18 protein-coding genes are annotated in these 25028 nt (G+C 30.9%); 5 read left to right on the top strand and 13 right to left on the bottom strand.

What is annotated here, in order from left to right; genetic code table 11:
- Positions 1–27: 27 nt before the first annotated feature.
- Genes KQI41_RS16830 through KQI41_RS16840 form a run of 3 tightly spaced genes read left to right on the top strand, consistent with a single transcriptional unit; the run spans position 28 to position 1278 of the window.
- On the top strand, positions 28–558 hold the full coding sequence (locus tag KQI41_RS16830; protein WP_154441733.1) for a hypothetical protein: 531 nt from the start codon (positions 28–30) through the stop codon (positions 556–558).
- An 11-nt stretch (positions 559–569) separates the two neighbouring features.
- On the top strand, positions 570–860 hold the full coding sequence (locus KQI41_RS16835; protein ID WP_154441735.1) for a hypothetical protein: 291 nt from the start codon (positions 570–572) through the stop codon (positions 858–860).
- Positions 861–873: 13 nt separating this feature from the next.
- The gene (locus KQI41_RS16840; RefSeq protein WP_216585770.1) at positions 874–1278 is read left to right on the top strand and encodes a protein-export chaperone SecB; all 405 of its coding nucleotides are present in this window, start codon (positions 874–876) and stop codon (positions 1276–1278) included.
- A 113-nt stretch (positions 1279–1391) separates the two neighbouring features.
- Here the strand turns inward: KQI41_RS16840 and KQI41_RS16845 are convergent, their stop codons facing one another.
- From KQI41_RS16845 to KQI41_RS16870, 6 genes are all read right to left on the bottom strand, one after another.
- Positions 1392–6998 (bottom strand): SpaA isopeptide-forming pilin-related protein, encoded by a 5607-nt coding sequence (locus KQI41_RS16845; protein WP_229768572.1) that lies wholly within the window; start codon positions 6996–6998, stop codon positions 1392–1394.
- Complete coding sequence (locus tag KQI41_RS16850; protein WP_154440686.1) at positions 6982–7446, bottom strand: hypothetical protein; 465 nt, start codon at positions 7444–7446, stop codon at positions 6982–6984. The genes KQI41_RS16845 and KQI41_RS16850 overlap by 17 nt, the downstream gene beginning before the upstream one ends.
- Positions 7447–7527: 81 nt before the next feature.
- Positions 7528–8415: a GGDEF domain-containing protein gene (locus KQI41_RS16855; protein WP_154440684.1), complete on the bottom strand. Its 888-nt coding sequence runs from the start codon at positions 8413–8415 to the stop codon at positions 7528–7530.
- A 34-nt stretch (positions 8416–8449) separates the two neighbouring features.
- Positions 8450–10219: a methyl-accepting chemotaxis protein gene (locus KQI41_RS16860; RefSeq protein WP_216585771.1), complete on the bottom strand. Its 1770-nt coding sequence runs from the start codon at positions 10217–10219 to the stop codon at positions 8450–8452.
- Positions 10220–10340: 121 nt separating this feature from the next.
- Positions 10341–11447, bottom strand: a complete 1107-nt coding sequence (locus KQI41_RS16865; RefSeq protein ID WP_216585772.1) for a response regulator — start codon at positions 11445–11447, stop codon at positions 10341–10343.
- Entirely contained in the window at positions 11428–14076 is a 2649-nt protein-coding gene (locus KQI41_RS16870) for a hybrid sensor histidine kinase/response regulator (RefSeq protein WP_244971115.1), read from the bottom strand. Before KQI41_RS16870 ends, KQI41_RS16865 begins: the two co-directional genes overlap by 20 nt.
- A 12-nt stretch (positions 14077–14088) precedes the next feature.
- On the opposite strand from KQI41_RS16870, the gene KQI41_RS16875 reads away from it, so the two are divergent.
- Together KQI41_RS16875 and KQI41_RS16880 are read left to right on the top strand one after the other, a co-directional pair.
- Entirely contained in the window at positions 14089–14628 is a 540-nt protein-coding gene (locus KQI41_RS16875; protein WP_216584828.1) for a helix-turn-helix domain-containing protein, read from the top strand.
- Positions 14591–15166, top strand: a complete 576-nt coding sequence (locus tag KQI41_RS16880; RefSeq protein WP_216585027.1) for an IS630 family transposase — start codon at positions 14591–14593, stop codon at positions 15164–15166. Before KQI41_RS16875 ends, KQI41_RS16880 begins: the two co-directional genes overlap by 38 nt.
- A 21-nt stretch (positions 15167–15187) precedes the next feature.
- Here KQI41_RS16880 and KQI41_RS16885 read toward each other — a convergent pair whose 3' ends face one another.
- The 7 genes from KQI41_RS16885 to KQI41_RS16915 all read right to left on the bottom strand — a co-directional run bounded on the left by KQI41_RS16885 (position 15188) and on the right by KQI41_RS16915 (position 24953).
- On the bottom strand, positions 15188–15730 hold the full coding sequence (locus KQI41_RS16885; RefSeq protein WP_216585773.1) for a hypothetical protein: 543 nt from the start codon (positions 15728–15730) through the stop codon (positions 15188–15190).
- 107 nt (positions 15731–15837) lie between these two features.
- On the bottom strand, positions 15838–16278 hold the full coding sequence (locus KQI41_RS16890) for a hypothetical protein (RefSeq protein ID WP_216585774.1): 441 nt from the start codon (positions 16276–16278) through the stop codon (positions 15838–15840).
- Positions 16259–17356: a sulfurtransferase gene (locus KQI41_RS16895; RefSeq protein ID WP_216585775.1), complete on the bottom strand. Its 1098-nt coding sequence runs from the start codon at positions 17354–17356 to the stop codon at positions 16259–16261. Before KQI41_RS16895 ends, KQI41_RS16890 begins: the two co-directional genes overlap by 20 nt.
- Before the next feature lie 186 nt (positions 17357–17542).
- Complete coding sequence (locus KQI41_RS16900; RefSeq protein ID WP_216585776.1) at positions 17543–18580, bottom strand: glycoside hydrolase family 18 protein; 1038 nt, start codon at positions 18578–18580, stop codon at positions 17543–17545.
- A 41-nt stretch (positions 18581–18621) separates the two neighbouring features.
- On the bottom strand, positions 18622–20448 hold the full coding sequence (locus tag KQI41_RS16905) for a polysaccharide deacetylase family protein (RefSeq protein ID WP_154440670.1): 1827 nt from the start codon (positions 20446–20448) through the stop codon (positions 18622–18624).
- 13 nt (positions 20449–20461) lie between these two features.
- On the bottom strand, positions 20462–22315 hold the full coding sequence (locus KQI41_RS16910; protein WP_216585777.1) for a glycosyltransferase: 1854 nt from the start codon (positions 22313–22315) through the stop codon (positions 20462–20464).
- 10 nt (positions 22316–22325) lie between these two features.
- Positions 22326–24953: a polysaccharide deacetylase family protein gene (locus KQI41_RS16915; RefSeq protein WP_216585778.1), complete on the bottom strand. Its 2628-nt coding sequence runs from the start codon at positions 24951–24953 to the stop codon at positions 22326–22328.
- Between the last annotated feature and the right edge of the window lie 75 nt (positions 24954–25028).

Consider the following 25028-nt stretch of genomic DNA (forward strand, 5'->3'; position numbering starts at 1 on the left):
GTTTAAAAATAGATTGGTTGTGATTAATTGAAAAAACTCGAATTTACAGGATTTCATGCAACTTCTCTGGATAATTGGAATAAAATAAATAAAGATGGTTTTTTAATAAATAAAAAAAGAAAAAATGAATGGCTTGGTCATGGAATATATCTCTTTACATACAAAATAGATGCTCAAAGTTGGGCAAAGGGAACTTACTATTGTAGTCCAAATCCCGTTGTTTTAAAGTGTATGATTGAAGTTGAAGAAGATAAATATTTGGATCTTGATAATCCTGAAGAAATGCATAAATATGATAAATACTATAATGAAATTCTCCAATTGTTATCTAAAGAAGGAAAAAGTGTTGTATTTAAAAATAAATATGAAGGAATGTGCTTCGGGCTCAATATCTATAAAAAAGACAAGAACATTGATTTAATAAAGCATACATTTCCTAATAATAGGACAAAAAATGTAATGAAGTATGAAAACAATATATATGGGTATAAATATAACGAAGTTCAAATGTGTGCAAGTAGAAATGAAGTTATAGTTAAGAAAGATTTATACTCTTAGGAGGTTTTAATATGTTATGTATAGAAGAAATTCTTAAGATTAGCAACGAGATGGGTATTGAGATAAGAGACAGTACTGATGGAAAACATTATATACTTGATGAATATGGAAAAGAAGTTGAATTTAGTACAAATATGTTGATAAAAGTAGATGAAAAAAATACATCACATAAAATGCAAATACAAGTTTCTGAGGATTTTAACTATGGTAAGTTTAGTAGCAGTTACAATTTAGCAGATTGTAACAGTTTATACGTGGCTGAATCAGTAAGTATTGGCGAAACAATAATAGATGCAGCTTAAAGGAGTGATAGATTTGAAACCCAGTAGTTTTCAATTAATAAATAAGCCGAGAGTTACTAAAAATATATTTCAAGCTAATAAAAACTTTGATTTTCCAGGAGAAATATCTCTAGAAATCGATAACAATGTAAAGGTGATTAAAATGTCTAATGAAGAAATGACTGCTATAGTAATACTTAATTTAAAATTCTTCGAAAATAGTAATTTTAAAGAAGTACCTTTCAAACTTGAAATGGAGATAGAAGGTATGTTCAGCTGGGATAAAGAACTAGAGAAAAACCATAATCAACTAGAAGATTTATTAAAAAAGAATGCTCCAGCTATTTTATATAGCTATTTAAGACCGATAATAACCACAACTAGTATTGATGCAAACTTACCCCCCCTTGTAATACCTTTAATGAATTTTCACGAATAATATTAAGCATCTCAAAAATAGATAGAGATGCTTTTTTTATGACTTAAAACTGATATAAAAGCATTTTCACATAAAACAAAGCAGAGAATGTTAACATTCTCTACTTTAAATAATTAGGCTGTTCGTCTTCTTAGAATTATTCCTACTAATATGAAGAATAATCCTACAAGAGAGATTAGTACACTATTAATTTCTCCTGTTTTTGGTAGTTTAGGTGCTTCTTCTACTGGATTTCCATCTTCATCTAAACCACTTCTTGGAGCTTCTACATCTATTTCTATTAATTCCTCTGTTCCATCTGGATGTTTTAGAATAAAACTATCCTTTCCTGTAAACCCTGGATTCGGAGTATATTTCCAATTACCATCTTCATCAAACTCAATAGTTCCACCCTTTGGTGGTGTAATAACTATTGGTATTTCTGGCTCCTCTGGCTTTGGTACCTCTGTTATTTCCACTGGGTCTGTTGGCTCTACTGGTTCTGTTGGCTCTGTTGGCTTAGTAGGATCAACAGGAGTAGTAGGTTTCTCTGGGTCTGTAGGTCTTGTTGGTCTATCAGGACCTGGGCCAGGGTCTGGACTTGGTCTTGTTGGTGAATAATAAGTGTTTGTTATAGTTGCTCCATCTATTGACTTTCTATATCTACTTGGAACATTGACCTCGTCTACAGTATACTTATATTCTTTACCATCTATATCTGTTTTGTCTAAATCATTCCAAGTGTATTCAGTTTCACCATTTTCCAATTTAACAGGAACTCCAAGTTTTTCTCCATCTCTATATAATTGAAGTTCTATAGTCGGTTTTGTATTTGACCCACCTATCCATTTTTTAGTTGCTGTGAATTCAGTTTTTGGTATTACATAGGTGTTGATTACTGTTAGACCATCTTCCTGTTTGTCGTAGTTTGGCAGTATCAGTTGATTTCCCTCTGCATCTACTTCTTCAACACTGAAAATATATTCATTTCCAGCTGAATCCGTCTTTGTCAGCGTATTCCATACTACCTCAGTTGTTCCACTTTTTAATTCTTTAATTGGAGCCTCTACTGCTGGTACTTCTTCTTTAGCTCCACCTTCTATATGACGATATAATTTGAACCATATAGTCGGTCTATTTTCTGGACCATTTACCCACTCTTTAACAGCCTTTGCAGTTGCGTTTGTTGGGCTAACATAGTAGTTGGTTATTTCTAGTCCATTTCCAGCCTTCTCATAGTTTCCTGGTGTAAAATCTTCACCAGCTTCATTGACTTCTTTAATGGAATAAATATACTCATTTCCATCCTTATCAACCTTATCTAAATCATGCCATTCTATAGATAATGTACCTTCTAGTTTTTTAATCTCTGCTCCTTCAACTGCCTCTGGGTCATTATTGTTTATATTTCTATATAATTTAAACCATATAGTTGGTTTTTCCACTGGTCCATCTACCCATTTTTTAGTACCTTTAACAGAGATTTTCTTTATATTTTTAATGGTTTCTCTTATTTCTACATCATTTATTTCTCCATCTAATACAATTTCTATTGGTTCTTTAACCAAAGTATATCCTTCTGGTGCTTTTATTTCTTCTAAAATATAGGTATCATATGGTAGATTTTCAAATGTTAATTTACCTTCCGAGTTAGCTTTGCCAGTTCTTACAAAATTAGGATCATTAGGTTTTGTAAGTTTAAACTCTGCACCTTCTAAGAAAATAGTATCATCTTCTGTATCTACTTTTGTAATTATTATTTCACCTTTACCACGAGTATTTTTAACTGTTACTTTTGTGGTGTCTGTTTGATTCTCTTTAATTTCAAAATCAATTTTATCATTTCCTGATAATATATAATAGTCTGATGCTTCTACTTCTTTGAAATAATAGTTACCTAGTGGTAGATTGTTCACAACAATCTCCCCTTGAGAATCTGTCTTTAGCACCCCTAACTCTTCATCTCTGGTATTCTTTAACACTGGTTTATTATCAACAGCACTATGAATTGTAAATATCGCCCCTTCTAGCTTTATACCATTATCAGTTGAATCCACTTTCGTTAACTCAACTGATTGATGAAGTAGTTCATTAGGAATTGATACCTCGCTATCTATTCCTGATACTAAAGTGACTACTTGTGGAGCAACTTTCGCATAGTCTTCTGGTGCTTGAATTTCTATTAAGGTGTATTCACCTGGTGGCAGATCTATAGAACTAGCCTTACCATTCGCATCTGTTATAATAGTATCTACTATCGTATCACCTTTTTTGATTTCAAATTTTGCACCTTTTAATTTTATGTTACTATCCTTATTATATTTATCTATGATAATCTTCGCAGATTTTTCATTGAAAATATCTAAAGTAATATCAGGAGCTGTTCCTGTTGTCTTTAGTATATATTCTGAGATGAATTCCCCAGTACTACCAATTTTGAAATAATTTGTATAACCTAACAATGGTTCAGTCTCTCGTAATCTATATTCTCCCCATTTAATTGACCCAAAATCTAATACACCTGATGCATCCGATGTTATCTCTTTGATTAAAGTTAAACCTGTTTTGTTGTATAATCCAAATTTAACATTTTGAAGTGGTGTGACTCCATCCTTCTTCACTAGCTTTAAATTATACTTTCTTAGTGCAGCTGATCCCCCTGAAAATTCATAGGTTACTGCTTGCGTCTCGGTAACTGTATCAGTTTTAGTTCCAGTCCCTATAAAATTGTAAGTATAGGAGTTGGATAAAGAATCTGCTACCGAATCACTAATATCTGTTACATAAGAGATTTCGTATTCATGGTCAATATCTTGTAACAATGTAATAGTAAAGCTCTTTTTATCTACTGATACTTCTATATTAAATAAGTCATCTACTTCTGTCTTCGTTAATGGATGAAGACTTGATTTAAAATCATCCGTGCCATGGGTTCTCGTATATACCCTCTTTTCAATTTGGAATGTGTCACGAAGTGTTGTAATACCGTTTAATGTTAAACCATCAAAGTTTTCTACTAATATTTGTCCATCGTTTAATGTATCCTGTATTGTAGAACCTGTTTTGATATGAGATTGGCTTTCATTTACTTTTAGCTTCCATTCCAGATAGTCTTTATTACTAATGTCACGGCCATCTTTTTTTAGATACTCCCCTGCATTAGTTACATCAATCTCTTTCGGAAGCTCAGAAATCTTTTTATCTTCACCATGTTCTATATTATATAGAGTAGCTTTATTTCCTGCCTTTACTCCATCACCATCTAATTCTCCTATGAACTGTTCTTTGTATTTGGTTACATATTTAATTCTATATGGCTGGTTAATCTCATTATTAAAGGTTAATTCAAAACCAGTAAAATCACTAGTTTTACTAGTTTCACTACTTAATGGTTTTACTGTGTAATTATTCACTTTTTTTACTTCTTTTGGGTCTGCACTACCTTCCATACTTAATAAATATACCTCCACAGTATTTTCAATATCATTCATTGTTTGTTTAGCCCCAAACTCATCTATGACCTTTGCATTTGCTAATTTATGTTTGTTATAGTTAATATCTACATACCACTCAATGGTCTTATTAATTGGGTTGTATACTCCTACCTTAGCACCATTGTTCTTTGTAAAATCATTAAAGTATGAGGTATGATAAGTTGAATTAAGGTATTTGGTTATACCTTTAGTCCAGTCTACAGATATATTATTGGTAATATTATCATTTTCATAGGGTTCAGTTGGGTCAAAAGTAGTCTTATAAGTGAATGTTACGGGAGCATTTATGACTCCCCCATCTACTAAAGTTAAAGTAAATCCTGTTAAGGTATATTCTTTACCATCTTCATCCGTTTTGGGTTCGTTTAGTTCTAATTTAAATCCGTTAGATGTTGCTGTTCCATCTGAGTTAGTATCTATTTTAGACTTATTAGAGTCTATAAAATCATTCTTATACATCTTTAAATACTTTCCAATTTCAAAAGTATCAGTAATTTTAACATTAGTAATGTCATCATACTCACTGTTATTAAATGTAAAGTTCCACTGTATAGTTTTGTCTTCATAATTAATAGAATCTTCACTTTGCCCACCTTTAGAAATCATATCATCCTTTACAGTTTTTTCTTCTACATTAGATTTGTATTCCTTAGTGTTAGATCCATGAGAAATTGTTGCCTCATTCTTTACTCTATACTCTTGATCGACTACATCATCTTTTGTACTATAGGTAATAGTATGTGTGGCTGTTTTATTGGCTTCAGTAGGCTTAAATTCAACTACTAATTTATATCCACTTGTTTTATCTCCTGTTAATGATACTTTCTTAGTCCCAGATTTTTCTTCCGGACTGATAGTTACTACTACAGTATCTCCATTTTTTACAAACTCCATATAGTTATTGTCTTTTGAATCTGGATTAACAAGGGTTAGGGTGTCGGTTACTGTAACTCCCTCTGAAATATCTCTACCATCAGCATTAACAGTTACTGTCCAGTCTATTTCCCCAGACCGAGAATCGTAATCTGTTGCCGTCTTGGTAATAGGTTTATCAAACTTTAATTCAGCTATTTTAGTATCAGTTTTCTCTTGTTCACCATCTTTTGATAAAGTTACTGTATTACTAATTGTACTATTATCATTAAACACAGCTTCTCTTTGATCATCTGTTACTTTTGTTTCATAATAAATCTTATATGCTTTATTATTCTCAGTCTTAAATGTAATTGGGAAAGTATCTCCTGTCAATTCAAAACCATCTGTGGTAGGAATTGCTGCTCTACTGAATTCTACATTACCATTTTGAACTCTAGGAATTAATTCATAAACTTGAATGGAATTAGGTACAATATACTCTTGCATAGAATCCGAAAGAGTCCATCCTCCAATATCTGCCATCGCTTTATTTACATCAACTTCCCATTGAACAGTAGCACCATTATTAGGATGTTTACCATCATGTTTTTTAATTGTTTCTGTATTGTTATTCTTAATTATAATGTTTAATTTTTTCTCTCCGTTTACATCAAACTTATATTCTTGATTAAGTTGCCCCGATTTTACAATGTCACCAAGTGCCCATGATGCTTTAAATTCTCCGTCATCAACGGGTTGACCATCGCCATCTTCGTTTCTTATTGCATCTGCAAAGGTGATTGTAATTTTACCACTTTCATTAATAGTGTATGTGGCAATTGTTTCTCCCTCATAGACTATATCCTCGGTAGTTGCTACGAGGGCAAATGCAGTGGGAACACTAAATTCATAATAGTCACCCGGATTTATTGAGTGATTTCCATCTAGGCTAAAATCAAAGGATATATAGAAATCATCCTCCAATTCATTTACTCCTAATTCCAGTAAATACCCTCCTGCTGTTTCTTTAGCAACTAGATCCTTATCTTTTGTTGAGCCAAATACTAGGTTTTTAATACCTATATCTTCTGCATTTAGTTTTTTAGGATCAGAATCCAATTTACCTTCCCAAACCACAAAACTCCCACTAAAAGTATAACTTTCATCATTACCATCATCTAAGTCTAATCCTTCCATATCTCCTGTATATGCTAATAATACTAGTGGTTTTCCTATTCTTCCTGTTACTTCTGGTATTGGCTCTTCAGTTTTATCAGTTGAATCATCTATAGTTCCTTCAACTTCATCATCTTCCTTAGTTCCATCTATTACCTCAGAACCATCTGTATCTTCATCTTCTATTATACCAGTATCATCACCCCTTATTACCATCAATTATTGTAGTCTCTCCTGTGTCTACTGGTGCTGGTATCGTTTCTTGTTCTTCCACCCCTGTTTTTTCTTGGAGTCCTTCAACTATAGTCTCAATATCTTTATCAATATTTATAGTTATTTCTCCATTTCTGGAAACTGTATATTCTCCAATTTTGATTTCACCTGACATTAGATTTTCGGTTTCTTCTTTATATTGTTCGAAGATAGAACCAAGTTTCAAATTAAATTTTCTTTTTCCATCAGGTCTATATACATACTCCCATTTTACTGTTACTTTTCCTTCTTCGTCTTCGCCTAGTTCTATACTAAAATCTTTGTCTATTAATATGCTGTCATTTTCTTCTGCGTAGACAAACTCTGTTGCAGGAATTATTATCTGTAATAGCATTGCCAATACTACCATAAACACTATTCCAGACCTGCTTTTGCTGTAAAACATCTTCATATTTTTCCTCCCCCCTTTATTTTTGAACATATCATTATGATATGCTTCTATAAATTTCATATATGTTAATTCTATTGAAATTTATACTATTCTATTTTTTCCACCATCTTTGGCTTTTTTTAGATTTTGGTCTACTTTAGAGACTATCCTACTAAAATTCTCAGTTTCTGTATCTATTGTATGAAAGCCGATACTTAGTGTTACGTTTATTATACTGTCTTCAAATCTAATGGTCATTTTCCTTATAGTTGATTGTATTCTCTTCATTATTTCCATGGCTGCTGTTTCATCTAAATTCTTGAGTACTATTAGAAATTCATCTCCCCCATATCTGGCAACCCAATCGTAATTGACTCTGACTTCTGAACTTATGGCTTCTGCTATCTTTTTCAATACCAAATCACCAACCATATGTCCATATATATCATTTATTTTTTTAAAACTATCTATATCCATCATTGCAACTGTCAATTTCTCTCTATGCTTTTTAGCATAATCTATATCTATTGGAAGTCTTTTGTTTATATGTCTTTTATTATATACTCCTGTTAAATCGTCTTTAATGGCTTTTTCGTTAAGTGTATATATAATATTATTGGCTTCCATGGTATTTAGTCCATTGAGTCCAGTTACAACTCCTGTTTCTGTAATATCCTTAACTAACTCTAAAACATATAAATTGTCTTCAAATATAATGGGAGATGCAATAACTATATATACCCCATCACCTAAATATTCTATTTTAGTAAAACATTTTTTGTCTTGAATAGCCTTATTAGATATACAGTTGCTGCAAGACTCACCTTTCTTCCAGAATCCATAACAATCCTCTCCGTGAATTATATATTCTCCATGTCCATTTTGAAATACAACTTTTTTAGATATGGGATTTACAACTCTAACAATATCAAATAATCTTTTAAGTCCTTCTAGGTATCCTTTTAAGTCATCTACCTTAAAAATATCCATAACCAGCAACTCCCTTTATTTATAAAACAAAGTTTTATTTGTGATATATCATCTTTAATTTATTCGCTAAATTTTCAGAGACTTTCTTTAAGTCTTTACTTAAATCCTCCAATACTAAAATACTGTTATTTTGTTCTTCTACTTTTGCACAAACTTCTTCTGTATTGCTATTGTTTTCTTGTGCTATAGCACTTAAATATTCTATTACCTCTGTTATTTCTTCTTTTTTTCCTTCAAGTATATTACCTTGCTCATTGAGATTATTTATTATAATTTTTATATCTTCTATTTCTTCACTTATTCTTTGAAATTTTTCTCCTGTTTTCTCTACACTTCCTGTTTGTTTTTTTGCTTCTTCTCTTACTTCTTTGATTAAATCCACTGCATTTTCAGAGCCTGATAATAGTTCTTTTATAATTTCGCCAATTTCCATGGCAAATGAGGTGGATTCTTCTGCCAATTTTCTTATTTCACTTGCAACTACAGAGAAACCCTTTCCATGTTCTCCTACTCGGGCAGCTTCTATACTTGCATTTAGTGCTAACAGATTGGTTTGGTCAGCTATTTCCCTTATTTTTATACTTGCTTCTTCTATTTTATTGGCACTTAAATTGGATTTTCCTATTACCTTTTGTACTTCTATGGCAGAATTGTTGCTCCTATTGGTATACTCCACTAAATCATCAATTATTTCATTACCTTCTCTTTTAAGATTATCTATATCTTCAACCTTTGAATTCAATAGTTTAAACCCTTGTCTTTCTTCGTCAATTATTTCTTTAAGCTCATTTAACTCTTCTAGTCCCCTCATAGTTTCATCTGCTTGTTTCTCACTTCCACTGGCGATCTCATCTACTGCTGCTACTATTTCTTTGCTACCAGTACTATAAATTCCACTTAATTTTTGTAGTTCTTCTTCCTTTAATAGTAAGTCTTCACTATTCTCACCTAAGGTTTTCATTATATCCAGCATATTTCTAGAAGAATCCACCAGTACCTCATTGGTTTCAAATATTTCATCTTTAATTATGCTTTTCATTTCTTTTAAATCTTCAAAATTACCATGTCCAAATTTTTGTATATTATCTCGTATGACTTTCATCTTATTCCCAATTAATATTTTAATTAGATAGATAAACACTACTGAAGAGATTATAATTATAAGTATAAGAAAAACAAGTAACTTTCCCACTTCTTTCTTAGCATCATCTCTAATTGAATATTCATCTAATATACTTGCTATGTACAGGTCTTCCCATTTTTCAATTCTTGCATAATGTTCTTCACCATTAACTATAAAGCTTTCTTCTCCAATAAGCTGTTGTTGAAATTCTTGAGCCTTTTCTGTCTTAGGGGTATTTTCTAGGGCGTAGCTCAGTATATCATCATATATCAAAGCATATCCATCTTGAGTTTTAAATCCATATTTATCTATCTGTTCCATATTGGAATGTAATTTGATTTGCCCTTTGTTGTTAAATGCTACGAAAAATCCTTCTTTGCCGATACTTAAACCTTTTATATAATTTTCAGCAGAAAGTATATTATTCAGTTCCTCACTGGTCTCATTACTATGAGTCTTTATATAATTACTGGCACGACTGGCAGATGTTAAGGCATCTACTGAAATATTATTTACATTTTCTAAATTTCTTTTTTCCGTATTTATGGCTATATTTACATAACTATTTAATCCTATAAAAACTAAAAATGATGTGACAATTAAAAATACTGTCAGTACTGAAATTAATATTTTTGTGCTTAGACTTAGGTACTTTAAGTTAACATTGAAACTTTTTTTCATTCTTATACTTCCTTTCTGTTCTATATCTCAGCTATATACAATTATTTTATACGTTCTTCCCAAATATATAATATCCATAGGCTCTGAACAATCTCTGAACAAAGAAATATGGATTATATATTTATATATAATCCATATACCTTTTATACAATTTTAAAGTATCTTCCATTGGACTTAGTTGCATTTCTACTTTAATATTTACTACATATTCCTCAAAGAACTCCTTGAGACTGGCTCTATTTCTCTGTATACCATAATAATATATTATCATTTTCACTATATCTTCATTGAAACTATTTATTTTATAAAGACTGTCTAAAGCAGCTTTTAGTGTTGGAGATAATTTCCCTTCCCTTAACTGTGTCCCTGCATATTTATTCAATATGTTAAATACCATATCTTCATATGTTTTTCGGATGCCCATTGCCCAAAGATAACCCTCTTCTCCTAAGAAGTCACCTTTGTAAATCCTCAATATTTCTTTTATTTCTTCCTCACCATGTTCTTTTAAGCTTAATACTTTATTTAATATTTCCACATCACTTACAATAGGTACATTTAACTGATAGCTTTCATTGAAATAGATAATTCCATTTCCATATCCTAGTTTTTCTAAATTCTTTCTTAATTGATATATGGTGGTATGTAGAAGGGTAGTGGCTTTATCTAAGTTCTTATCGGGAAAAATTTCATCCATTATAAGCATCTTTGAAATAGCTTCTCCCTTCTTATTCCATAAGAAAGCAAATAGTTCCTTAGATTTTTGAGTACGCCAGATTAAAGGGTTATCCATACTATCCAGCACTTGAAAAGTACCAAAACTATTTACTTTTAATCCATTATCTAAAGTCTCAATTTCATGATTTCCCATGGTTTTTTGTCTTAATCTTTCAATGGTTTTATTTAGACGCTTTTCTTGAACTGGTTTTAATAAATAGTCAATTGCATTTATTTCAAAGGCATCTACAGCATACTTTGAATAAGCAGTAATAAATACTATTTCTACAGCTGCCAGTTCCTTTGTAAAAAGTTCAGCAACCTCCAATCCATTTACTTCTCCCATTTCAATATCTAAGAATATGACATCAGGCTGTATTTTTTTAACTTCCTTTAACGCCTCAAGAGGGTTAGTGTAACTGCCAACTATATTCACATCTTTATAGGAGGAAAGCTTAAATCTTAGTAAATCTAGAGCAATAGACTCATCATCAATTAAAATTACTTTCATTTAATCCCACCTCCGGAATGATTATCTCTACTATAGTCCCCTTTTCTATATTACTTTTTAATATTAGCTTTGCCCCCTTTATTATTTTTATTTTTTCCATAACATTTTTAAATCCAATTCTTTGATTATTGCCCTTTAGAATTTCTTCTTGTTTTTCAGCTGTCATTCCTATTCCATTGTCTTCAATGGTTATTTTTATAAAGCCTTCCATATCTCGTCTTGCAGTAATTTTTACAGTTCCGTTGCTAGCCTTAGTTGTAGCTCCATGACGTACAGAATTTTCTACTATTGGCTGCAATGTCAGTGGTGGAATCATAGCTTTTAACCCTTCCTCTATATCATATTCTATATTCAATCTCTCTCCATATCTCATTTGTTCTATTTCAAGATATGCCATTATTAGTTCCAACTCCGATTCCAAAGTAACTAGACCTTTCTCTCTATGAATATCCAATTTTCCTCTAAAATAAATGGATAAATTGTTTAAAGCTATTCTTGCTTTTTCACTATCTTTGTAACTAAGACCTATAATAGTATTTATTGTATTGTATAGAAAATGCGGCGAAATTTGTGAATAAAAGTACTGAAATTCTTTTTCTAACCCTTCTTCTACTGATTTTTTCATCAATAATAAGGACTGAATTCTAGATTTTAATTCTTCAGAGTCTATAGGCTTTCTCTGGAAATCATTTGCACCATAGTCAAAGGCATTCATCAAGTCAATAGTTCTTCCCGATGCAGTTAAAATTAAAATTGGAAGCTCTACCATAGAGTATTTTTGACGTATTTTTTTACATACTTTATCTCCTGATATATCAGGCAACATAAAATCTAGAACTATTAAATCTATTTTATTTTTTTCAAGTACATCTAATGCTTCTTTTCCATTGTCTGCTAAAATAGTATTGAGTCCCAATTGACTCATAATATTTACCAGTACCTTTTGATTTAAGGGTTTATCATCTACTATTAAAACCATTAATTTACCTATATTCTCTATATTTTCTCTTTGTAACTTAGGATACTTTTCCAAATATATATTAGACTGAATAACATTTTCTTCTATGGGAATTATGTCCTCTTGTTGTTCTATTTGTCCATCATAAATTGGCAATGTAAATTTAAAAATAGAGCCTTTTCCATGTAGGGACTCAACACATATTTTCCCATTTTGATTTTCAACCAAATGCTTTACTATGGACAATCCTAATCCTAAACCTTGCTCTCCTTGGCCTTCTTCATTTTCTTTGTAAAAAATATCAAAAACTTCTTCTAAATACTTTTCCTTGATTCCAATTCCCGTATCTGATACTCTAATTTCACCTTGCCCAGATATAATAGATGCAGACACAACTATTTCTCCATCTCTTGTATATTTAATTGCATTGTGTACTAGATTATAAACAATCTGTCTAAATTTGTCTGGATCAGCCTTTAGCAACGGAAATTCACTTGGAATCTGATTCTTTAGTATAATAGACTTATCCTTAGGAATTAAAACTTTCATTTCTTTTAAAATATCTTCCACAATTTCATAGGGTTTAATTGGACTTAATCTTAGTTTTATCTCTTCTTTTTTTATCTGAGAAGCATCTAATAAATCCTCCACTAAACGAGTTAACCTTTGACCTTCTTGATGTATAAAGAATAAGTTTTCCTGCTGTTTGGAGTTCAATGTTCCCTTTTTCCCTTCCAATAAGTTCTTTGTTAAATTAAGTATAATATGTAAGGGTGTTCTCAATTCATGAGATGCTTTGGCTAAAAACTCATCTTTTAACATATCATGTCTCATGAGCCTTTCTGAAAGTTCATTTGCTCTTTCATAATCTAATTGTAGACGGCGATTCATCAATGTTGCTATACCAAACATACATATTAGAATCAATAATATATGTATGTTTCCTAAATCAATCTCTATTAATATTTTCAATGCCATTGTAAACCAGTACAAAAACATAGATATTGTAATTACTAAAATGTATTCCAGTAAGTCAGATTTTTTATATATTTCTCTTATTAAAATATAAAAGATATAAACATATCTAATAATCAGTGTAGTTAAAAGTATACCATGTAAATGTCTTAAATAAGTATATATAGCCACATTAGGTCTGTAACCTAAAATTCCTAGTACAAGAAAAACTATTATGGATATTTTATTTACAATCTTGTTGCTGCTATCGTCATTGAAAAAATAGCGGACAAACTGACTTAGGAAAATAGTTACTATTATCATTGATATAACTTGAATTGTGGTTCTAGTATTGTAACTATAGTCATATATTAAGTCTAAAATCTGTTCATTCATTGTTGCTAAATATATTGACATAAATAGATTCATTCCACTGAAATACAGTAAATAGTATTCTTTTCTCCGTTCAGAATATATTATAAGAAAATATATGCACAGTGTTAAACAGACTGAAATCATCAGTGTTTCTATTGCACGCCTTTGGCTATTTGCCCTCATAATTGATTCAAATGAACCGAATTCAACTGATTTAACTATTCCTCCTACTTTATAATCATAGTTTGCTACTTGAACTATAGGGATCCAACTCAATACATTAAAATAATCAGTGAATAAAGTAAATTTCTTTCCACAAACTAATTCTATAGTAATTAACAAAGGAGAATTAGCATGGGAAGAAAAGCCGTAGAAGTTAAAACTTTACATGGATACACAATAGAGCAATTAAAAGATATTAGAGAAAAAACTGATGATAATTTTAAAAAAGAAATTATACTTGCAATTATGATGCGTTATCAAGGTATTAAGTCCGAAACAATAGAAAATATATTAGGTAAGTCTAGACCTACAATCCTTAAATATATTCATAAATGGAATGAGTATGGCCTTGAGGCTACTGAAGACCATAGAGGAGGATCTATAGGGACATTTACTGATGAAATGAAAGATGATTTATTAAGAACTTTAGTAGAGACTAAGCCTATAGACCATGGCTTTAATTCATATTCATGGACTTGCAATCTATTAGCAGATTATATTAAAAACAAATATGACATTCAGTACTCTGGAGAGTGGATAAGACGAATAATTAAAGCTGAAAATTTCACATATAAAAAAGCACAGCGAAAGTCCTCTTTAGCTAAAGAATCAGAACAATTAGCTTTTAAAAAAAATGAAACAACTACTGAATACTGTAGAAAATTCTTCTGAAATAGCAATGTATGCACTCGATGAAACATATGTGAGAAATGAACCTAATAACTACAGGAGTTGGAGCCCTAAAGGGAAACCCCTTGCACTAGAATCTAATGGCTCACATAAAGGAGTTAATGTTATAGGAGCCACAGAAATACTAAGTACATTTGAAACTTATGCTGATGTTTATTCTCACAAAAAATCTATAACATCTAGTGAAGTACAAAAGCTATTAGAGCGATTATTAGAAGAAAATCCTACCAAAAAAGTTTATGTTATTCTTGATAATGCCAAGTCTCATAAATCAGTAGGTATACAGGCATTTTCAAAGAGCAATGCTGAGCGAATTGAGCTAATATATCTTCCGCCATATTCTCCAGAATTAAATCCTCAAGAAAATGTATGGTCAAGAGTTAAAAATATAATTCATCAAACAGTAGCCAGATGTTCTGAAGATGAATTATTTAATGATTTTTCATCAGTTTACCAAAAACTTAATTCTCTAAAATATAAAATGAAATCTATTGTACATGCAGAAAGTTTTTATAAATAGTTAAACTTTGAAGTTGGATGCCTATATTAATTCAATTTCCTTATTTAAACTATTTCCAGTTCCTAATTTGTACTTGCTTTCCCTTTTAAAATCCTCCTTATTCTCAGACGGATTTCCTAAATGAGCAACTTCCTGACCATTTAAATAAATACGAGCTGCTGATCGTATGGTTCTAGTCTTGACACCATATATTCTATCTTCGGGAACTTTAATAACAAGCCTATATGTACCTGCTCCATGAGAGGATTCATCTTCATTTAAGTAGTCTTTCCATGAACCTGGTACATCTGCATATTTTTTAATTTCATCATATCTATTGGATTTTATTTCTTCTGACTTCAGTAGTACTCCAGGATAAAACTCCCATTGTCCATCTAATTTAATATTTCCTTCGTTCTCTATATTCCAATCTGTAATATCCAATACTCCCTTTTCTGCTATATATCTTTCCTCTATATCCACATAATTCAGTGCTATAATATGTATCGTAACCCAAATTACAACTATGATTGAAATTATTATAGATATTATACTCTGAGTTTTTATTTTTCTATTCCTGTTCATGGAATCACCTTTTATCCTTTTTATCACTATCTTATTTATTACCCACAATTTTAACTTTCTTATCAAAATTTACATAAAAAAGCTAGGCTAAGGCCTAGCTTTTTATATCAATATTTTAGTTTTCTGAACCCACTATTAAAATATATAATATTTTGGAACAATGTCATTAAGATAAAACAAATACTTAAAATATAATATGCACGATTTCTTTCTGTACCATAAGCAAACAGGAAGTATAGTGTCCACCCATTTGTGACCATAGTCCATAACATTACCAATATTTTTGCTCTATACCTTTTATCTCTTTTGAAAAAATCTAGAAATATAAAGATCACAAGAACAATAATTATACATATTGCAATCCATTTTATAGTTGAAATTGGAAAATTCTTTTCCCATTTACCATTAAGATATACAACATGACGAAGCATTCCCATACGAGTTTTGGTAAAATAATGAGCTGAGTATGCTCCAATTAGTGTTAAAGTCTCCAATATACTAAATAAAATAATCAATACATATTGAAGTTTATTTTGCTGCCTTGTCATTAGGTAAATCACCTACTGTTGTATATTTAACTTGATCTGTAGTTGGATCTCCTACTTGAACTGGAAGATTATCATTCATTTGCCATTGATACCATCCACCATCATACATATTCATATTTGTATATCCATTTTCATACATAATTAAAAATGGAATAGATGCACGCCATCCTGTTCCGCAATAAAAAGAAAGTTCATTTTCTAAGGTAAAGTCCAAATCTTTCCATAGTTCTTTCATTTCATCCATGGTAATATAAGTTCCATCTTCATGGACATAATCTTCCATATGGTATGGATCGCTGCCTCCTTTGCCCCAAACAGCACCTTTAGGCTCGCCTCCTTTATCAATATAGGAGTAACCACTTGTTTCACCATTAAATTCTTTGTAGGAACGAATACTTACTAATTTAAAATTTGGGTCCCCTTCTAATTTCTTAGCTGCATCTTCTATTGATAACCAATATTCTGGATTAGCTGGAACCACTGCACCAAATTCCGTTGCAGGTGTTGGAGCATTTGCAGCAGTTTCTAGTTCATATCCTGCTTTTGTCCAAGCATTCAGACTTCCATCTAATATTTTAACATTTTCTACTCCTGCCCAAATATAAGCATAGGCAACCCTAGCTGTACCAGAGGGATCAGAACCATATAAAATAACAGTTGTATCCTTTGTGATTCCTAAATCTAGCATTGCTTGTTCTACTTCTTCTGGAGATTTTAAATTCCAATAAGGCTCTCCCTCTATACTTGCAATATCAACATGAACAGCACCTGCTAAGTGACCTGTGTTATAATCAGGACTATCATTTGCAGTTCCCCAAGACGCTTCTAATACTATATAGTTTTTTGACTCCTCTTGTCCTCCATCAATAACACTTTTAACCCATTGTGGGGAAACAAAAACCTTCTTTATATCTACAGGCTCAACTTTTTCCTGTTCATTTTTATCTTGAGTTTCCTTATCTATTTCTCCTTCACCTACTAAAGCATCATTTGATTCTTTAGGTTGCTGTGTACATCCTACAAATACACTAGTCATTAACACTATTACAAGCAATAGTGCAAAAAATCTTTTTTTCATTAGTAAACCTCCCATGGTATTTTATAATGATATTTTTGTTTGTATGAAACCAAATCTCTAGAAAAGTATAGCACTACGTTTTTATAAAATCCAATTAACTATACCTATAATTTGGCTAATACTATAAATAAAATTAATAGGAAAATCATGGCATATTAATGGAAATACAAAAAACTAGGTCTTAGCCTAGTTTTTATTTAATAAGTTTATATTTCCGCCTATTTTCCATATGCTTATACCATAGTCCCCTGCTTCTGTGATAATATCAATCCAGTAGTTTATAGTATCTTTATTGGCATACCATACTTGATGGCTTACTTCTTCGTTATCCATATAATTAAAGAATAAAGCACCGCTTTCATCTCTTTTGGGAATTTTATTGTAAAATCTTGACAATTCCACAGCTTCCCTTTCTGTTAAAGCATTTACTATACCATTGCTTTGGAAATCGTATCCACCAGTGGCAAGTGCAAATCCTATATCACCCTTTAACCCTTCAGATTTTTTTATAACATCTTCTATAAATCCTTTATTAGCCTTTGGACCAGGTTCAGTACCATATCCGTGTAGATTATAGCACATTATTATATATTCTGGCCCTTTAGGTAAAGTTATTTTATCTAAGGGAACATTGGGTTCTAGCACTACTCTTACTGGAATATCCTTTCCATTAGCCGATTTATATAATTTATCAATAAACTCAATAAAAAGTTCCCAAAGTTTTATATCTTTCTTTATTGCTTCATAGTCTATTTCTATTCCACCAAACCTCTCTTTGATTACTATATTCAATATATCCTCTATATGATTATTCATTGTTTCTTCTGTTGCAAATAAGGTGTACAGTAAATCTGTATCCTTTAAGGATGACTTATTGTCTGCAAGGAGTAAATCATTGACAATAGTCAAATAGCTTCCATATTTCATATTTCCAAGACTTTCAATTCTTTTAAGGCTTTTCTTTGTTTCTTTAGGCACAAATAATATCTTATCTTCATTAAAATAAGCTGCAAAGTAACATATATTATCAATCTTACCCATAGGCTTTAATTCATGCTCCAAATCATCAGTATCCCAATAAGTGGTCCATATTGAAAATCTGATATTCTCATTATTTTCAATCTCTTTATCCATATAATTCTCTATATCTATATTTTTTTCATTGGTACAAGAAACCAATAGCAATATTGTGAATACAAAAATTAACATTAGTTTTTTAACCATAGTTTTTCTCCCTTACAAAATATGATTTCCTATACTGTTATTTATAGATTTATAATAAACCAGTTAATTATCTTATTCCATATATTTAATATATTATCCTTTACTAGTTCTTTCCCTTGAAGTTTATTGATATATATAATATTATTTTCATCATGAATATTTGTAATAATTATATTTTCAAATACTCCATCATATACATCATCTGCTATATTTCTTTGACTATATCCATACTCCTCCCAGGCAGATTCTAAATAGATATAATCTGAATTCTTTGTGGATATAGATAAATCTTTAATTACTTCCTTATGGTCTATATCTATTGATAACTTATTATCCTTTAGATATATATCCAATTTTCTATTTCCTAATTCATTGATTTGTAGTTCTTTGACAAATCTTTCTGCTCCATCTTCTACACTTTTAACCTCTTGAATTTCTACTTCTCTTTGTGGTTCCATCTTGGTTTTGTTTTTTTGTTTCTTTATATTCTTATTATAGACTTTATATTCATGATTTAAGGCCTCTAGTTGATTTTCTTCTATTGATTGTGGCAACACTCCATCATGTTCTTCAAGGTCTAATGAGAAGATTTCTTTATCATTATCTTCTATATATAAATTATTATTCTTTAGCTTTATGGCAATATAATTTTTTAGCCCTTCATCTGCCCTTAAATAGATGGTTTGAGTTCCTAGTACATTTCCTGTGAGAGTAGTATGTAAAGCATAATCTTTATTGCTACTATTTTTTAAGCGTATTAGTCCCTTTCCTCTTGGCTCTGAAGTAAGAATAATAGATGATTTTCTAAATTCAGCTACTCCACTAATAGTATCCCAGTCTCTTTTTATATTAGGATCTCCTTCCATAAATATTATATCTTCATTTGTATCAGATTTTATTCTCATTAACAAATGATTAGGATACCAATATGCTTGAGGCTGTATTCTAGTTAAGTCATAAATATTTGTTTCTTTTTTATTTAGAGAAAAACCTTCTCTATTAAAATTCATAATAAAATGCTTATAAATCATTGTCTCATTAACTGCACTTACATTTTTATTAGAACCATAACCACCTGTATTGGAGTGCATAATCACATATGTTTTTGGCAACTTTCCTAATTTTTCCTTATATATTTTATCCATTAATATATAGTCTTTTTCTATACGTTCTTTCATCTGGTCATAGCTTTCTTTTGGTATTTTATTTTCGTCTCTTATGAAATCCATTAAATAATGATTATAATTTCGCCCTATATATTTACTTAATGCAGAAAATTCTACAGGATTAAGTTCTCCCAAGTAATTGTTGTACCTATCAAATACATTTATATAGGCCAATCTATATCCATTGGTGCCAATTTCCCAAAATGTACTTTTCTCCAACTTTTTTAAATCCTTCTCCATTAGAAACTTAGGGTCCTTTTCCTCAAAGGTATTTCCATAGTTTAAAGTAGTTCCTATATAATTATATTTCTCTAGTAAATTACTTGAAAAAATTGCTGTATCTCTTCTTCCATCTTCAAACATTAGAAACATAGACCTTTCTGGAAGGCTTTTATTGTTTTTATAATAATATTCAATATCTTTTTGAGTTAGGGTAACATAGCCATTTTTGTTCAATGCTTCAAAATGTTCTTCCAACCTTTCAGTACTAATCATTGTGTTGGTACCTTCTCTATCTACTCCAAAATATGATAAGGCAATAAATCCCTTATCCTCATTTATCAAGCTATCATCAAAGGGTTCATATTTATTAGAATCAAAAATCACATTAAATAATAGTCGAATTAATAGTAAGAGGATTATGCCTTGAAAAATACTTCTTATAAACTTTATTTTATCTTTTTTAGTTTGTAAATATTTCATAAGCCTTCACCTCTTACACATTCCTAGCTTTCCTCAGTCTCTTTTTATCTTTTTTAAGCTGGGCATCTACATCACTTGGAGTCATTCTAGTTCCCCAGGTTGATTTCCAAAAGGTAAACCAAGCAATGGGCATTTGCCATAGAAGTACCGCTTCATAATATATGCAGAACAATATACCAAAGACCCAAGTTGTACTTTTTCGTAAAAGCAGCTGTACTGTACTCATAAGCATTGCCATTAGAAGTAATCCTACTAAAAAAGTAGTTGGAAATATTCTATGGACAATTGGTACATAAAGTAAATTATATATTACTACTATAGGTGCAAATACTGGAACCATTACTCCTATATAAAATGTCAGTGAACCTAGGGGTTCTTTCTTCCACATAAATTTAGATGCTATTAGAGACTCCCTAAGCCAAGACCTTTTCCATCTCATCTGTTGTTTTAAAAACACCTTATGGTCATTGGGAACAATTGTATAGCATATGGCAGAGTCCTGATATGAAGTTCTATACTTTCTAAGAACAAAGTTGGTCATTGCCCTATCGTCTCCAAAGGTTGCTTTCTGTCCAAAAAATTGCTGATTAAGCCATGAATCCATATTTTCTAAGATTATTTCCTTTCTATAGCAGGACAGTGGTCCAGATAAACAGGTAACCGTATCAAAAATACTTTCTGCTGCCTTCATTATCCGAAAGGCAATATAATAGCGAACTGACTGTATCTTAGTTAGATTATTGGTATAGGTATTGGCAACATCAGTTCGTCCCGCTACTCCACCTATTTTAGAATCTTTAAAGGGCTGCACCAGATTTCGTATTGCAAAGGGATTTAAAAAACTATCTGAATCTACAAATACTATTAAGTCATGTTTAGCTTCCAATACACCTTTTGAAAGAGCCTCTCTTTTACCTCCGTTTTCTTTCATAAGAATATATTTTAGCCTATCCTTTACTTTAAAATCATTTTCTTCATACAATTTATGGACAATCTCTTTAATTTTCTCAGCTGATTTATCTGTAGAACAGTCATCTACTACTATAACTTCTAACTTTTCAATGGGATAATCTTGATTTATACAGCTTAATATAGTTTTCTGAATCCATTTTTCCTCATTGAAACAAGGGATTATTATGGTTACTCCTGGAGTAAACTTAGTATCTATTGGAATACTTTTATAAAAAACGGCAAATAAATATCTGCTTAGAAGGAAAAAAGCCGCTATAATACTATATAGGTATAACCATTTGTTGAATCTAAAGTAAATAACACTTTCTGCCCTCATTAAAACAATAAAAGCTGTAATGAAAAATAATAATATACCTGAAATCGTCAGTATATATCCATCTTTTTTCCGTCTGCTATAGATGGATAATTCTTCTTTGAATTGCAATCCATACAGGGCTTTGCCCCTATCTACTACTTTTGATCTAGCAATTTTAGCTTCTGTTTTCACTGTCATTTCCATACCTTCTGGCATAGTTCCTGGTATTATCTCAAAGTTTAATTTAATAGAATCTGCTGTTTCTATCTTCTCTCTATCTTCTTCATTATATATTTCAAGCAGTATTCCTGTCATGGATATATCTATTCCTTTACAGTAAAAGCTGCCTTTCACACCGTTATTTTCAAATATTACCTTTACTTTATAATTTACCTTATATCTAATTCCTGACTCACTGGCTTTAATAAAATCATTAACATTAGTAGAATCATCTAGTCTACCTTTTCCTCGCCTGTCTATATTACTTCTTTTTTGTGTATCATCAGGTACATTAGGAAGTAGACGGCGATCTTCTTTAGTCTCTAAAAAAACATCTTCTTCATATACTTTTTCTTTCTTTTCAATTTCCTTCCCTGTCATACTATCTCCTTTACTTTAAATAGTCGCTTAATCTTGCAAAGCTATATCCTTTTGACTTTAATATAGGAATTGCCATATCCAACGCCTTAGCCGTTAAATTTGGATCATAGAATGGGTTTCCCTTAAAGTCAGACATATGCAGAACCAATATACTGCCATTTTGTATATTCATAGGATTTCCATTATCTGTCACCATTCCATTTACTATTTTATATACTAATGCTTCAGGTTTCTTATCTTCATAATCACGAGTGCTAAAGTCTCCACTGACAATATGGCTAAATCCCATATCTAAAATTGCCTCCATTCCTGACCTGCTCATTGCCAAAGTAGGTGGCCTTAATATAGTATTTAAGGCAGGTCTATTATCCATATATATATCACCTATTATATATTGAAGCTTATTATATGAGACTAGTAAATCCTTCTTCCTTTCTAGAAGTTCCTCTTCCCCAGGAGAATAATAAATTGACTTAGTATCATCTTCCTCCTGTGTATCTTCTGCTATAGCAAAAGGTAAATGGTTATTTGTATGGCTGCCTACATCATGACCTGCTTCAGCAATGCCTCGTAAAATATTGGGATTATTATCTATATAGTTAGTTCTAATAAAAAAACTTGCCTTTATATCGTGTTTATCTAAAACATATAATAATTGGTTAATGGCTTTATCTGTTGCCCAATCATCAAATGTCAGGAATAACACCTTATCATCTGTAAATACTCCTGTTTTATCTACATCTTTTAATTCTTCCTCTGTAAATCCAGGTAATGTATTGGGAGTGCCAATAAAAGGATTTCCTATATATTTATTCTTTATTAAATCAAACTTATCTGATTCACCATAGTTTAGAAGATAACCTGAATGAATTTTATCTTTTACTATATGAAGTATTTCTTCATCCTTTAATGGATAATTATATACTTTGTGTCCCTTCATAATATCTCCTGCTGGTCGAATACTATATGAAGACCCATTATCTGGAATTTCATCACTATAGGCTATTGTGTCAATTCTATCTTTTACTATTTTTAACATGGAATCTGGAATAATATTTATATCGTTATAATAATCCATACGATAATATATGACATAACCCCTATGAACTGATATATTGCTTTCCCCAAAGGCATTATTCATAACATCTTTCAAGGTTCCATCCTTTCCTACTTTGGAACTGGATATGGATATATTATCCCATAGTACTGTACAATTCCCACTGGATATTGCCTCAAGGATTTCATCATTAAGCTCTAAATAATATGGATACCGAACTAAGGCAGGGGTTTGGTCAGTTAGTTTATTTACCTCTCTTTGAACAAACAATATAGTCTCTAGTGTAGAATAAAAATCTTTATCTTCCGATTCCTTCAGACTTATTCCTATTTCATGGCCTTTTTCTGCAATTCTTTTAATTGTATCTGGCATATCTATTAAATCTTTTTTAGTTATATAGAAAGTTCCCTTTACTTCCAATATATCTAGATTATCTAAAACCTTATTTAAAACCTCTATATTGCTAACTCCATAAAATGTATAGGAAAGTGATTTCTCAGTTGTATATATGGTGCTATATTCCTTAGATTTTTTTCCATTGTTATTCTTTCTAAATTCATCTAATTCTTCCTTTGTAATTCCTTTTATAGACTCTTTTATAGGTTCCTTTGATTGTTGTTTTTTGAACCAGAGAGTTTTTTTAACTTTTTTAGTAGTATTAGTCTTAGTTTGTTCTTTATTTACTTCCTTATTTAAATCACCATTATCATAGAATTCTAAATCCTCTACCAGTACACTTTTATGCTCTGTTTCTTCTAAGGCTCTTAACAGCCAATCTACCATATTTATTAATCTTTCCTTTGGAGTTAATTCAATTACTATATTATCCTTTGGCACTGTAGACTGCTTATCTATTGCTGGCTTGGCTGGTTCTGGTGGCTTACTATATTCATCTTCTTCCAATACTCCGTCCATTTTAATTGTAATAATTGAACCCTTCTTCAAATTTTTTACATAGTTTAGAACTTGATTATAATCTTTAAAGCTTTGATAGCTTAAATATTCAGTATGAGTTCCTGCTTCAATAATAAGTTCATATAGAGAAGATATATATTCTATAGTTTCATCATCTATACCAGATACTATTTTGACTATATTTCCTAAAACATTGGTTTTATCTCCTGGATTTATTCTTTCTGGAGAGTATCCTACTTTAAAATCTTTTCCTACTATAAGTTTGGATTCTCTTTCAAGAATAGGTATACATATGTCTTCTGTTACACCTGGATACACTGTAGATTCATATACTACTACTGTGTTCCTAGTAAGGTTACGTCCAGCAACTATAGAAGCTTCTTTAACTAAGTTTAAATCTGGAATATTTTCACCATTAATGGGAGTGGGAACAGCAACAATAATAACATTGGCTTCCTTTAATCTATTTTCATCCCAAGTAAATTCTAAATTTGAATTCTTAAATTCTTCACTAGCCATATAGACCTTTATTTTTTCTTTATCACTATCATATCCTATGGTTTTTATTTCCTTTGAAAAAGCCATTGCCAAAGGTAAACCTACATAACCTAGACCTATAACTCCTATTTTTTCAACACTCTTAGTACCTTTATATGAATTTTGCATAAATTTTTCACCTCTTTTAAAGCATATCTTTTAATTATATATGTTTTTTCTGAACATTCACTGAACAAAGCACAA

Source organism: Tissierella pigra (genome assembly GCF_018917845.1).
Classification (GTDB): domain Bacteria; phylum Bacillota; class Clostridia; order Tissierellales; family Tissierellaceae; genus Tissierella; species Tissierella pigra.

Coding starts and splice junctions, on each gene's coding strand:
- KQI41_RS16835 (WP_154441735.1), top strand. CDS start 570: ATGTTATGTATAGAAGAAATTCTTAAGATTAGCAACGAGATGGGTATT.
- KQI41_RS16845 (WP_229768572.1), bottom strand. CDS start 6,998: ATGGTAATAAGGGGTGATGATACTGGTATAATAGAAGATGAAGATACA.
- KQI41_RS16850 (WP_154440686.1), bottom strand. CDS start 7,446: ATGAAGATGTTTTACAGCAAAAGCAGGTCTGGAATAGTGTTTATGGTA.
- KQI41_RS16855 (WP_154440684.1), bottom strand. CDS start 8,415: ATGGATATTTTTAAGGTAGATGACTTAAAAGGATACCTAGAAGGACTT.
- KQI41_RS16860 (WP_216585771.1), bottom strand. CDS start 10,219: ATGAAAAAAAGTTTCAATGTTAACTTAAAGTACCTAAGTCTAAGCACA.
- KQI41_RS16865 (WP_216585772.1), bottom strand. CDS start 11,447: ATGAAAGTAATTTTAATTGATGATGAGTCTATTGCTCTAGATTTACTA.
- KQI41_RS16875 (WP_216584828.1), top strand. CDS start 14,089: ATGGGAAGAAAAGCCGTAGAAGTTAAAACTTTACATGGATACACAATA.
- KQI41_RS16880 (WP_216585027.1), top strand. CDS start 14,591: ATGAAACAACTACTGAATACTGTAGAAAATTCTTCTGAAATAGCAATG.
- KQI41_RS16885 (WP_216585773.1), bottom strand. CDS start 15,730: ATGAACAGGAATAGAAAAATAAAAACTCAGAGTATAATATCTATAATA.
- KQI41_RS16890 (WP_216585774.1), bottom strand. CDS start 16,278: ATGACAAGGCAGCAAAATAAACTTCAATATGTATTGATTATTTTATTT.
- KQI41_RS16895 (WP_216585775.1), bottom strand. CDS start 17,356: ATGAAAAAAAGATTTTTTGCACTATTGCTTGTAATAGTGTTAATGACT.
- KQI41_RS16900 (WP_216585776.1), bottom strand. CDS start 18,580: ATGGTTAAAAAACTAATGTTAATTTTTGTATTCACAATATTGCTATTG.
- KQI41_RS16905 (WP_154440670.1), bottom strand. CDS start 20,448: ATGAAATATTTACAAACTAAAAAAGATAAAATAAAGTTTATAAGAAGT.
- KQI41_RS16910 (WP_216585777.1), bottom strand. CDS start 22,315: ATGACAGGGAAGGAAATTGAAAAGAAAGAAAAAGTATATGAAGAAGAT.
- KQI41_RS16915 (WP_216585778.1), bottom strand. CDS start 24,953: ATGCAAAATTCATATAAAGGTACTAAGAGTGTTGAAAAAATAGGAGTT.